The organism is Promicromonospora sp. NPDC050262 (assembly GCF_040655935.1).
Lineage (GTDB): Bacteria > Actinomycetota > Actinomycetes > Actinomycetales > Cellulomonadaceae > Promicromonospora.
The window spans coordinates 115,238-128,063 of the sequence record NZ_JBFAKX010000005.1; the positions used below are offsets into that span (position 1 = coordinate 115,238).

At 67.6% G+C, this 12,826-nt stretch carries 9 protein-coding genes; 3 read left to right on the forward strand and 6 right to left on the reverse strand.

Going from position 1 to position 12,826, the window contains the following annotated elements; translation table 11 throughout:
* Positions 1-53: 53 nt before the first annotated feature.
* On the reverse strand, positions 54-1,514 hold the full coding sequence (locus tag AB0I29_RS09885; protein WP_357481016.1) for a basic amino acid/polyamine antiporter: 1,461 nt from the start codon (positions 1,512-1,514) through the stop codon (positions 54-56).
* 375 nt (positions 1,515-1,889) lie between these two features.
* Entirely contained in the window at positions 1,890-3,452 is a 1,563-nt protein-coding gene (locus tag AB0I29_RS09890; RefSeq protein WP_357481021.1) for a hypothetical protein, read from the reverse strand.
* Positions 3,453-4,213: 761 nt separating this feature from the next.
* Here AB0I29_RS09890 and AB0I29_RS09895 point away from each other — a divergent pair.
* Positions 4,214-4,996, forward strand: coding sequence for a hypothetical protein (locus tag AB0I29_RS09895; protein WP_357481025.1), 783 nt, complete (start codon positions 4,214-4,216; stop codon positions 4,994-4,996).
* Between the two features lie 532 nt (positions 4,997-5,528).
* Positions 5,529-6,032, forward strand: a complete 504-nt coding sequence (locus AB0I29_RS09900; RefSeq protein WP_357481028.1) for a hypothetical protein — start codon at positions 5,529-5,531, stop codon at positions 6,030-6,032.
* 280 nt (positions 6,033-6,312) lie between these two features.
* On the opposite strand, the gene AB0I29_RS09905 is transcribed toward AB0I29_RS09900, so the two are convergent.
* The 4 genes from AB0I29_RS09905 to AB0I29_RS09920 all read right to left on the reverse strand — a co-directional run bounded on the left by AB0I29_RS09905 (position 6,313) and on the right by AB0I29_RS09920 (position 11,180).
* On the reverse strand, positions 6,313-7,527 hold the full coding sequence (locus tag AB0I29_RS09905) for a sulfotransferase (RefSeq protein ID WP_357481031.1): 1,215 nt from the start codon (positions 7,525-7,527) through the stop codon (positions 6,313-6,315).
* A 201-nt stretch (positions 7,528-7,728) separates the two neighbouring features.
* Entirely contained in the window at positions 7,729-9,051 is a 1,323-nt protein-coding gene (locus AB0I29_RS09910; protein WP_357481035.1) for a hypothetical protein, read from the reverse strand.
* A complete protein-coding gene (locus tag AB0I29_RS09915) occupies positions 9,048-10,442 on the reverse strand; it encodes a hypothetical protein (RefSeq protein ID WP_357481039.1) in 1,395 nt (464 codons plus the stop codon). Before AB0I29_RS09915 ends, AB0I29_RS09910 begins: the two co-directional genes overlap by 4 nt.
* Before the next feature lie 99 nt (positions 10,443-10,541).
* Entirely contained in the window at positions 10,542-11,180 is a 639-nt protein-coding gene (locus AB0I29_RS09920; RefSeq protein ID WP_357481042.1) for a 3'-5' exonuclease, read from the reverse strand.
* Between the two features lie 271 nt (positions 11,181-11,451).
* Here AB0I29_RS09920 and AB0I29_RS09925 point away from each other — a divergent pair, with 271 nt between their 5' ends.
* Positions 11,452-12,696 (forward strand): cytochrome P450, encoded by a 1,245-nt coding sequence (locus AB0I29_RS09925; protein WP_357481045.1) that lies wholly within the window; start codon positions 11,452-11,454, stop codon positions 12,694-12,696.
* The last annotated feature ends 130 nt before the right edge of the window (positions 12,697-12,826 follow it).

A 12,826-nucleotide genomic window follows, 5' to 3' on the forward strand; every position in this document is an offset into this window, starting at 1 on the left:
GTGGACGCCATACGAAGCGTTCGGCATGGATGTCTCCATGCTGATGCGGTAGATCAGATCTGCACTGAACCGGTAGCCAGAAGCACGAGGCCGACCACGGCGAAGATGGCGACCACGACGAAGATCACCAAACCGGGCTTGGTGAACACGGCCACGCGCTGTTCCCGGCGCGCGACGTAGTAGAGCCCTGTGGCGGGAGCGAGCAGGAGGCACGCGAGGAACAGGAACACGTACCCGGCAGCCCAGATGAGGAACAGGGTGTAGATCGTGGAAATGATTGCAATGACCAGTTCACGGGTGCGAATGCCGGCGGGGACCTGGTCGTACCCGTCGCGGCGCAGTGCGATCTTGACCGCGTAAGCGCTGGCAAGGGCGAACGGGGCCAGGGCGAGCGCGGCGGTCAGGTCGAGTGTGAAGTCGAGGGCGTCGCTGACGAACTGAACGGCGAACAGGATGAGGGTGACGAAGATCGAGGTCCATAGCACTGCGTTCTGTGGTACCTCGCGTGGGTTCAACCGTGCGAAGTACCGCGGCAGGTCTTCATCCCTGGCGGCCGCGTAGACGACGTCGGCGGCGAGCAGCTGCCAGGCGAGATAGGCGCCGAGCACGGAGACGATGAGGCCGACCCTGATGAGCACCCCGCCCCACGGGCCGACGGCCTCCTCCAGCACGCCGCCGACTGACGGTTGCTGGAGAGCGGCGATCTCGGCCTTGGGCAGGATTCCGTAGGACAGGATCGAGATGCTCGCGAAGAGCGCGAGCACCGAGAGGAAGCCTAGCACCGTGGCACGCCCGACGTCCTTTCGCTTCTTGGCGTACCGGGAGTAGACGCTCGCACCCTCGATGCCCAGGAAGACGAAGACCGTTATGAGCATGGTGCCCTGCACCTGCAGGAACAATGACTCGCCGCCAGGCACGTCGTATCCACCGGTGAGATTCCCGACGAAGACGTCCCAGTCGAAGAAGAAGATGACCAGGACCAGGAAGAGCGCGAGCGGCACGAGCTTGGCAACCGTGACGACGGCGTTGATCGCGGCCGCCTCTTTGACACCCCGGCGGATCAGGAAGTAGAAACCCCACACAGCGGCAGCCGAGATGAGAAACGCCGTCCACGTGTCGCCCTCCCCGAGGACCGGTGCCAGGTCCGGAAAGAGCTGCGACAGGGTGGTCATGATGAGCACCCAGTAGAAAGCGTTGCCGGCACACGCCGAAGCCCAGAAGCCGACGGCCGACAGGAAGCCGGGATAGACACCGAACCCCTCGCGGGCGTATACGTACACGCCGTTGTCCAGGGTGGGCTTACGGACCGCAAGAGACTGGAACACGAAGGCGAGCATGAGCATGCCGAGGCCCGCTATGGCCCACGCGATCAGGGCACCGTAGACGCCCGTCTCGCTCGCGAACCGTGCGGGTAGCTGGAACACTCCGGCCCCGACCATCGAGCCAACCACCATCGCGGTCAAGGCCGGAAGGCTGAGCTTTGCGGTGCCGGTCTCTTCGGCCGTGGAAGTCATTTGTGCCCCTCGTGTCCCCGAATGGCGCCGCACCCGCGAGGTGAGAGCTCGCGCCCCGCTCGGAATTTCACGCCCCGCTCGGTGTTTCTACGGCTATCACGCGCTGTTAGTTACCGCAGCCCGAAGTGACCATCTTGTTGCAGGACTCGAATTGTGGTGGAGCTGGTCGCCCCTCGCCGAGCGCTCGGCGGCAGCCGCCGACGGAGTCTGGCTCCACGGCATGAGCGGACACGGCGAGGCGGGCTCCGGGCCTGGCCGCATCCCGAGAGAGCTGGGCACACCGCACCGTTGCCTGCGTAGAATCGACCGTACCGGACACGACAGCGACCGGGTCCGGCTCAGCCCTAGTGTCAACCGAGTCTCGCGTCTCCGGCCCTACCAATGGCTTCGGCGGCGCCCAAGCACGAGGATCAGGGCGCCGGTCGCGAGCAGTACAGCAGACAGGAGCGTCACCAGACCTACGTTCGCGCCGGTGCTGGACAGCTCACTCGGGGTTGTTGGCCCGGTAGTCGGTTCGTGAGTCACCGGCGGGACCACAGGCGCCACCGCACTGGGGCTCGGCGACGGGCTGGCGGACGGGTCAGGCGACGAGGTAGGCGACAAGCTCGGACTTGGCGAGGGCGTCGGTGCGATGACCGGAACAGTTTCGCTCACCGGGGGCGAGATTGCCCCGCCTCCGTCGCCGGACGCCGTCGCGGTGTTGACCACCTCCCCGGCCTCGATGTCCTCTGCTGTGACGGTGTACACGCCGCGGCACGTCGTCTCGTTGTCGGGGGCGTCGCCGAGGGCGCCGAGCGTCGTGGCGTCGCAGACGACGTCGGGGATGCGGTCGTCGAGCACCTCGAGGTCTGTGACGGGTGCCAGGCCGGAGTTGGTGACGCGGTAGGTGTAGGTGACCGTGTCACCGAGCTGGTACGGGCCTGGGTCGTCGGCCACCTTGGTGAGCGTGAGGATCGGCGAAGGGTCCACGGACTCCAGCACGACGTTGCGAATGAGATGCACGTCCGTGAACTGCCCGGTGGAGGCGGAGAAGCCAAACTTGTACGTCTCCGGTACTGGCTGAGGGGCCGCGATATCGAGTACCTGCTGAAGGTCGCCCTCGGGGCCGGCGACAGACACGGTGACGCGCGGGTCGGGGGCTGGACTGACGACGACTTCGACGGTCCGCCTATCTGGCTCGAGGAGCGCTGCCGCGGCGGCAGCGCTGATCCCGTCGGGCATAGAGGCGGTGTCCCCCTGGAGCGTGACCGGGAGGGTGGAGGGCCACGCCGTCGCCGTCGGGTCATCGAGATTCTCCGCCGTGGAGGTCAGGAAGCAGTACCCCTGCGTGCTGTCGCCGGGCTCTGCCGGCCCGCGCACCGTGATCTTCTCCGGTTCTGGAATACGGAAGCCTGTCCCCGCCGGGGACTGCTGCCCCTCTGGGCATCCGAGCCCGCGGTCCTCCCAGTCCCCGAAGTAGTTGCCGAGCACATCGAGCCCGATTCCCAGGTAGCCGCCCTCGACCCCTGGGATGATCGCGTTGGCGGGGTTCCCGTCTGGCCGCTTCTGCGCGTATCCCAGGCTGCCGCCGAATGCACCGGGAGCGATGAGCTCGGCGTCGCCGTCGACAAGGAAGAAGGCGATGCCGTCGGCCGGGGCGGGGTCGGCAGTCGTCGTGCCGTACTGCCACTGCTCGAATCGAACGGTTAAGCCTTGCCCTGCCGGTATAGGTGTGTCGAAAAGGACGGCGCCTGACTGGTCGTTCGACGCGTCCGTGAGCTGGAGGTACCCGTCCGGAGCGCCCTCAAGGGGCGGCGAGTTCACCGTCCGCGCGGGGTCGCAGCCCCCAAGCGGATGCGCACCCGCCGTGGGCGAACCCGGGGCGGCGCCTGTCAAGCATGCCGAGCCGTAGGCAGAGAACAGCGGGTCCGCCGTGGTACCAGTGAATGTCTCGGTCACGAAGATCGCACCCTGCGCCGCCGCGACTCCGGCTCCCGCACCGACTGTGAGCAAGCACAGTGCGACGACTGATCCGACATTCCTCGGGCGGGCCCAGGACACAGCCTTGGTTGATTCCACCATGGGGCTCAGGATCACACCCGTGCATGCGTGGCGCCACGCGACGGACCACCTGCACCCCGTACAGGATTTCGTCTAGCGAATAGAAGCTCTTCGGCGGCCCGCCCTGGATCCGGCCATTCGCTACAGGCGCAATCCTGAGCACATCTACCAGAGCACATTGAGTTGAACGGGACTGCTGCATGTATGGTCACACACCTTGGTGCCGTGCGGCTCGTCCGGATGAAACGCTTGGAACCGTCGCCTCTGCAAGCACGCTGGTCCCAGCGCCGATGCGCTCGCGAAGGACCGGACCGCTACCACCGCGGGGCACAGTGAACATTCTTCCAGCGATCCCTGTCGGCACCACGAGTCAGTTGTCACTTATCCGTGCAGCAGTCCCTTTGGGACTGCTGCACAGATAGGTGACAGGTTGACCTGCCCTACAGGTTGAGTCGTCACCTATCCGTGCAGCAGTCCACACCGTCGCGAGCCCACATTCACGATTGGGTGGCATGTGAGCTCGACCGACCCTGCTCTGCCGAAGCATGAATCAGCTCGATGACGCGCGACGAACACCTCTGGGATGACACAGCCCAACCGCGCCGAGGACCAGGCCGCCACAGCCACCGTCCCGGCGCCGCCCAGAGAGGTCGACCGTCATGGTCAACGCGCGCCACAACGATCCGCTGTCCGTGATCCTGCAGGAGTCCACCAATCTCATCGGCACCACGCTGGAACAGATGGAGTGGGCCGAGAGCGAGATCGACGCCGCCATCGCCCGACACCCCGACAGAGGCGATCTTCTGTACCACGGGTTCGGACTGCTCGTACCGACGCACGACTTGATGGCTACGGGGTTCGTGAGCCGTTCGCACTACCGGGAGCTCCTCGACCGGCTGGCGACCGGTCAGGACACCCGACCCGGCACAGCGGCCGAAGTGGCTTGCGCGTGCGCGGAAGCCAGCCTGGCCGCCCCGCTGAGCTCGACCGCGGCCGGCCTCTACTTCCGGATGTGGGAATCCGCGTTTCCCGACAAGCCGCCGATCACCGACCGCGGTCAGCACTACGAAGCACTCGAAGGCTCCTCGATCGGTGCTCTGGAAGTCACTAGCCGACGCACCCTGGCGCGCGAGGACCGCGTCGTCGGTGACATCTCCTGCACCGGGGTGCACCACGGGGAAGCCGTGCCATGCACCTTCGCTACGACCGCCAGGCCTTCAAATCCCGCAGGCCAACATCTAGCGGCAAGACAGCCCGCACCCGCCCAGAACTCCAACCCGGCGCCCGCGTTCGCCTCTGAGCGACCCAGGGCTCCGAGCGCGAGGGCCCGAACCTGTGAATTAGAGCAACCCGGAATTCGGTCTGCGTTCTTGTTGCGGGGTTCGAATCTCGCAGGTGTTGCAGGTTGCTATCGGAAAGGTGGGCTTTGGTGCGAAAGATAGCCCCTACGCTGAATCCGACCCGACCGGTGCGGCCGATCTGGATCCACCCGAAGCCGGGAGCACTTCTGCCGACGTCGCCGTCCACCGCCTCTGCATCGGCATGATTGCACACCCACCGGACTGGTCGATGCGTTCGACGCTGTGGGCCGCCCACCGCCGTGCCTGTACTCACCTGACGGCCCGGTCGCCCCCCCACGAGCGTCGATGACGCGATCGCCGCCGTCGTCATCGGCAAGAAAACGGCAGTGCGTGATCGTGCGCGGCTGGTCGCGAGTCTCCCCCACGAGGGTGGCTGGGAGGGTCGTCGGACGACCGGGTGAACGTCTGCTCGCCGTCGTCGCGTGAGTGAGTCAAGAGGGCGGACGTCCGGGACAAGATCGCGACTCACGGCCACCGGTATGGGGGCGAGCCTTCGGGGGAAAGTCCATTCGGGCGTGGCCGAAACATTCGGCCCTGTCCGAATGCGTTGGTAACCACGCGCCTCGCTACGTACCGTCGCTTTTGTAAAACTCTCCAGAGAAGGGGTGTGGCGATGGGTGATCAATCGACAACTTGGCAATTGCGGGGAACCGGGGGACGGTTCGTCGCGGCCATCTTCTGCGTGCTGCTTACCGTGGGAATCGGGATCGTCTCCTCGGGCCCGGCTTCCGCGGAGATCAAGTGGGACCAGTGCGCTTACAACAAGGGCGAATTCGTTTCCAGTCGTGAGAAGATCGCGACCTTGCAAGAAGATGGTCGAGTTTGCCTGAGCCCACGCCTTAACTGGGATAATGCATACTTTGACGTGATGCACAAGTCGATGTGCGGTGACAATTTCTGCGCGATCCAAGCTGACGAGCCATACTATCGAGTGTGGGCTTTTGGTGGTTGCGCGAAAACGCATATAAGCGGGTTTTCTGGCGGTTTCGTGGGTGTTAATCATGGGTCACTAAGAACTGAATTGTGGCTGTACGGATACAACCAGATATTCATCAACGGCGGCGACTCTCGCGGAATTCCATGGGCATCGGCGTACTCTGTCGATACTTGCAAGTGAAAACGCGGCCCGGTCCGCGACGCCAACCGGCGCGGCTTCTCGACTGAGCCGATTGAGCACGACGGCGACCATCGTGAACGGGGTGACCGCCGGGAGCAGCCGAACCATGTATCCACGCCAGGATCGCGGGCCGCGCCGACTAGACCGGTCGGCGCAGGGTCGGCCGGTGCGTGCCGCGTGCGAGAGGTGTCGTCTGGTTCGTGCCCTGCCCGGTCGCCCCCGGCCCGGTCGTGCGGTGTCGTGTGCGGTGTCGGTCACGGGTTCACTGCCGCCGGCCAGGTCACAGCTCGACGGCCGGGGTGGCGTCACGTAGGTCGAGGCGGTCCAGCATGCGGTTGTAGGGCGCGAATGCTGCTTCGGCCTCGGCACGGTCGACGTAACGGGACAGGTCGTACTGGTGGGACGGGGCGCCCTTCGGCTTGGCGATCACCTCGGCCAAGGTTTTCTGGTCGCGGGTGGTCCACCTCGCCCCGATCGCGGCGTACAGCCGGGGAACCTCCGTGAACGGGTCGGCGGACAGCTTGTGGTAAGGCACGTCCACGATCGAGGACGGCGGCAGGTTCATCCGGGTCTGGAGGCCATCGTTGACCTGGTTGACCAGATGGTCCAACGCGGCACGTCCGAGAACTTCAGGGTCCACCTCGTGCTGGACCATGGCCTGCAGGGTCTCCAGGAGGCTGGCGAACGATCCGATGACCGTGACGGGGTCACGGTGCGTCCACACGAACGTCGCGTCCGGGAACACGTGCCGGATCGTGTCCATATCGCTCAGGTGGCCCGGGTACTTCAGCACCCACCGCTTTGGCTCGCGCCCGTGTTGGAGAACCTGCAGCCCCAGCTTCAGGAACTCGTACTCCGGCAGCACGTCGTAGTCGGCGAGCCACGCGCTGTAGGACGGCATCGGCCCGCGCTGCAGCGGCCAGTGGGCCCCGTGCGCGAAGAAGAGCACCGACTCCTCCGGTCGGTCGATATAGGTCGGGTGCTTCTGCTGGAGGCCGGGAGCGACCAGCTCCATCAGGGAAAGTCCTTGCTCGAGTTGCTTGATCACCTTCCGTGCTGCCCGCGGGTCGTGCAGAGTCGTGTGCGACAGCTCCCAGGTCTGCGGGCCACGGTGGTCAGCCGACTCCGCCAGGACCCGGTGGGCAAGCGTCGTCGCTGTGCGCGGCAACCCGCACACGAACACCGGCGCCAGGATCTGCTCGTCGGCGACCTGCGGGTTCTCGGCCAGGACACGGTTGACGCGTAACCGGTTGGCGTACTTGCGCTCGACCTCGTTGGTGATGAGGAACCAGCCCAGCGGTGACAGCCCCGGGATCTCGGCCGCCCCCTCGATGATCCTGCCCAGGTCCGCGGCGAACGGGCGGTCCTGGGTACCCGCCTTCTTCTCGACCTGCGCGGCCGCCTTCGCCCAGGTCCCGGCGGGGTCCCGGTAGCCCGTGACGAAAGGGCCCAGCGCAGCGTTCAGGACTCGGGTGGTAGGTAGGGTACGGCTCACGACTCTCCTCGGTAGTAGATAGATCTGTTGCCGGTGACCACTCGCACGTTCGCACCTAGCGATCGGTGCATAACGGACTATCGGGGCGGCCGGTGGTGGTCAAGAGGTGATGCGCCATGCGGAGCACCTTCACCCCTCCCGCAGGCCCCGACCCTGCGGTCGTTGCCGTGCGGTCGCTGCCCTGTGATCACGGCCCGGTGGTCACAGTCCTGCGCTGATGCCGAGGGTGACCGGCAGGGTGGCCGGACGGCGGAACCGTAGGTCGAGCGCCCAGGTGATCTGGTGGGCGTCGATGCTCAAGGCGGGTTCGACGTGGCGCAGCAGCGTCTCGACCGCGGTGCGGACGATCAACCGGGCTTGTCCTGGTGCGGGGCACCGGTGCGAGCCGGCACCCCAGGCCAGATGGGCACGGTTACCCAGCCCATCCCACGCCCCCGTGCCCCGCACGTGCGGATCGCAGGCGGCCGCCCCGACCGCGAGAAGGAACGCATCGCCGCGCTCGATCCAGGTGGCCTCGCCCAGCAGGTGGCCGTCCTTGAGCGCGAATCGTGGGGCCAGCACACTGACCGGGGAGGCGTCCCACAAGACCGCCTCGAGCGCGTCGTCGGTCCCCAGGCGTCCGCCGGCCAGTCGCCGGGCGAACGCCTGGTCAGTCAGGGCACGCAGCAGTGCCTGCCCCAGCCATGCCTGCAGACCCGCCGACGCACCTGACACCAGGGACAACGTGCCCAGCACCGCCTCGCGGGTACCCCGGTAGTCGCGGTGCCCCGCGAGCAGGCCCGCCGGCGTCATGCCGCCGCCCGCGTCTCGCATCGCCTGCCCACCGATCAGGAAGCTCAGCTCGCCCAGGCCCGCATCATCAAGCCGCGTACCGCCCGGGCCTCCTGGGCTCCCGGGATCTGAGCTGGCTGCGGTGTCGCCGGCGAGCTCGAACAGCTGCCGGCCCGTGACAGGGTCCACCCCCAGGAGCGTGCCGAACCCGAGCCGTGCCACCGGCTCGACATATTCGTGCATCAGGTCGATCTCACCGCCCGGGTCGGACCGGGCCAGGTCCATCAGTTGGGCGACGATCTCCTCGCACACCCTCCTCACGACCCGGCCGATCTCGGCAGCGTCGATCGCGGCCAGCACGTCGTCCAGTGGGGCGCGCAAACGGGCGTGCTCCGTACCGGTGCTCGTCTCAACCTTCTGCCACTCCCCGGCCTGGAACGCCGGTCGGAGATACGCCGGCAGCCCGCCCGAGCCACGGTTCCAGGCGGTGGTCTCGGCCGTGACCATGCTGGAGTCCCGCGCCAGGGCAGCGATGGCCGGGTAGCTGGTCACCAACCACGCCCGTGCCCCGGACCCCAAGCCGACCGGCGCGACGGCCCCCCACTGCTGACGCAGCCAGGACCAGACCGCGACAGGGTCGCGCGCCGAGAGCACGTCGGCCAACAGCGGGACATCGACCGGGTCATGCAATCGCATCGGCGAGCGGCCAGTCTGCGACAGAGCCGCGGAGCCGCTCGCTGCCGGGTACGTCATCTGGCATCTCGCCTGGGCTGGGTGTTCAGCGATCGCCCACGACGCGAAGACCCGGGCCGGTCGAGAGTGTCGTCCTGGGCGGCGCGCGGTGAGGCCAGGGCGGGCCAGGTCACGGTCAGGGTCCCGTGCGGTCGGGCCAAGAGACGCACATTCGGGTGTTCGACGCTCGGGGGCAGGTCGTGCGGGTTCTGGTTGGGCCACCAGTGGAACCCGACGTCGCCGCCGCGGTGGTGGGTGTGGAAGTGGTGCATGGAGTGGGCCACGCGTCGCGTGAGTGCGACGGCGGCGGGGCCTTTGCCGACGGAGCCGACCTCGATGCTGCCGTCGGGGAGCACCCTGCGTGCCAGGATCGCGAACGAGTCGTCCTTGACTGTCCCGACACGGAACGGGCGGTCGTGCCCGGTGTCGGCCGCCTCGTCCAGCGTGATCTCGCAGGCATCGGGCAGGACCAGCAGCAGCCATAACAGCAGGTCGACCCACAGCTCCCCGTCCCGATAGATCACCCCGGACCAGGCCAACGCTGGCTCCTCCTGCAGGGTCTGCTCGGTGATGGCGAACCCGTCCGGGACCTGCTCGGCGAACCGGAACGTCATCTGCCCGCTCGAAGGCCCCGTCACGACCCGGGTGGGGTGGTCGTGCACGTCGGCGCCCTGCATCGGCACGAACCCGCCCAGCACTGTCTCCACACTCGACCACCGCTCCCGGTCGCCGCCGGTCGCCGCGGCCGCGGGGCCAGCGGGGTCACGGCGGAAGGTCAGGATGCGCTGCGCACCGGGCATGAGCCGCACGGGAACGACCAGCAGCCCGTCCGGGGTGAGCTGGTCCAACCAGACGGGTGGGATCGTCCATCCGGCGACGGTCACGATGACCCGGTCGAACAGCCCCCGGCCTAGATGCCGGGCGGCGTCGGCCGTGACCACCTCGACCCGGTCAGCCAGCCCGATGCGTTCCAGTCCTGCCCGGGTTCGGGCGGTGACACCCGGGTCGATGTCGACGGTCACGACCTCGCCGGCGGGTCCGACCAGATGGGTCAGCATCGAGGCCAGCGGTCCACCCGAACCGATCTCCAGGACCCGCATCCCTGGCTCCACGCGCGCCTGTCGCAGGTTGCCTGCCTGCATGTACGGCGCCGACAAGGACGACAGGGCGGTGCCGTCCGCCGCGAACCGGGTCCGCACGACGTCATGCACCTCGTACACCTGCCGCGGGTCCACGTCTGCTGGTGCGAACACCTCCCGAGGCACCGCACGGAACGCGTCCTCGATCGCGGGGTCGACCAGCACGCCCTCCTCCAGGAGCTGGAGGATCATCTGCTCACGCCACTGATCAGGACCGGCCGGCTCGGGACCGAGCTCGGGGCGGTCCGCCCCGATCAGTTCGGGTTCGGTCATGCGCGCCTTCTTCCATGCTTGAGGTCAGCGAGATCATGCTCAGGACGGCCGGACGGCAAGGCTCAGCCGGGGCTCCGGACGCCGGGTTTGGCGGGTTGCTCACGGTGTCGTCAGGGGGCCGAACGGATCGAACAGCGTCGGCGGTGCCTCGTCAGCCAGCCGGGGCCGCGCCCGACCTCCGGCGCGCAGGAGGGCCTCGCGGGTCGCGCCGCCGGGCACCAGGGCCGTTGCGAGGTCGACGAAGAGCCGCGCGGTGACGGTGGCGTCGTAGCCGGCTCTATGGGGCCGCATCCCCTGGGGCGGGCCGCTGTCGAGGCCACGGTGTCGGACCAGGGCGCCCAGGCTGTAAGACGGCAAGCCGAAGGCCTGTCGTGCCAGCCTCAGTGTGTCGATCGTGTCCGGCACGGCCCAGTCCGGCAGAGACCGGCTCAGAACGGCGACATCGACATGGACAGCGTGACCCACCAGGACCGAGTTGCCCAGGGCTTCCAGGACCTCCTCGGCGACCTGCTCGACCGGTGGGGCGCCTGCGACGTCGTCGTCGCTGATCCCGTGGACTCTGCGTGCCTGCCAGGTGATCGGATCCGGTGGGGGAACCAGCCAGGTCCGTGCGGGACCGATGCTGCCATCGTGTATCGCGACGAGTGCGAGCTCGACCAGCTGAGGCGGTTGCGCCCCGTTCCCCTCGACGTCGACCACGACGTAGTCGGCCGTAGCCCAGTCCTGATCGTGAGTCACGCTCCGGTCCTCCAAGAGATGCAGATCCGCCGTGCAGGAGTGGTTGGGCGCGGGAGCAGAGGATCAATTCGACGGCCGTCGAGCAGTTCGATCTGTCGCCTCATCACATTGCATGAATGCGTGACGGAATCCGCCGCCGCTGACTTTACTTCCACAGATCCACAGTGTGGAGGTCGAGTGCGTCGCATTTTTCAGAATGCGACGTCGCACCTTGCCGAATGCGACGCTTTGACCTTGCCAGCGGCATTTCGGTGATGGTGCGGTTACACCTATGACTTCTGAGGCGCCCGCGCGGCACGTTCTGGACCCGACCGGGCAAGATGTGTACGGCGAGATCGACCGGCTCCGCGCCGACGGCCCGGTGGTGCGGGTCGAGATGCCCGGAGGGCTACCCGCATGGGTAGTCCTCGGGTACGCCGAAGCCGTCGAGCTGCTCAAGGTCCGCAACAAGAACCCGTTGGTGTCCAAGGACATCGCGTACTGGGCCGACGCCCTCGCCGGGCTCGTCCCCAACGACTGGCCGCTGCTGATGTGGGCGGTCAAGGCCGGCATGTTCACCGCCGACCCACCCCGGCACCGGGACCTGCGGTCCTGGGCCGCACCGGCGTTCACGCCACGCCGGATCAAACGTCTGGCACCGGTCGTCGAGCAGATCGTCGCCGACCGTCTGGACGCCCTGGCACCGACAGCCTCTGGTGGGCAGGCCGTGGACCTGCGCGCCGAGTTCTGCCTCCCGGTGCCGATCGAGGCCATCGGCGCCCTGCTCGGTGTCCCGGACGATCTGGCCGAGACGTTCCGCCAGGGAGCAGACGCCTTGTTCGACACCTCCATCAGCCCAGACGACGCCCAGGCCAGGTTCGTGGCGTTGTTGGGCGCGATCGAGACGATGGTCGACCGGAAGATCACCGAGCCCGGTGTGGACCTGACCAGCGACATGGTCAAACTCCTCGGCACGAAGGACGACTACACCCGTGAGGTGCTGCTGGAGACGGTGCGGCTGACGATCGTGGCCGGGTACGAGACCACCGGCAACCTGATCGACCAGGCCGTGTACGCGCTGCAGACCCACCCCGAGCACCGGGCCGCGGTGCTGGCCGGGGAGATCTCCTGGGACGCCGTGATCGACGAGACCCTGCGCTGGGCCGGCATCGCCGCCAACCTCCCCCTCCGGTTCACGGTGAAGGACTTCGAGCTCGACGGCGCCCGGATCCACGCCGGTGACGCGATCCTGGTCAACTACGCCGGCGCCGGCCGTGACCCGGCGCGGTTCGACCGGCCCGACGTGTTCGACCCTACCCGCGCATCCCGGGAGCATCTCGGGTTCGGGCACGGCACCCACTACTGCCTCGGCGCACCCCTCGCGGTCCTGGAGGCCAAGACCGCACTCCCGGCCCTCTTCGACCGGTACCCGGACCTGAGCCTGGCCGAGGACCCCGCCACGATCCCGGCCAACCCCGGGTTCATCACCAACGGACACGCCCGCCTCCCGGTCCACCTAGGCACCCCCAGCGCCTGACTCACCAGGTCCTGACAGACCAGCGCCGGGGCCGCCACAGGCGGCGGCCCCGGCCGACAGTTTTACGAGCGCCCGCCCACCGTTGGCCCCGGCGCTGCCATCCCGATTTTCGTCCTGCGTGGCCTTCGTG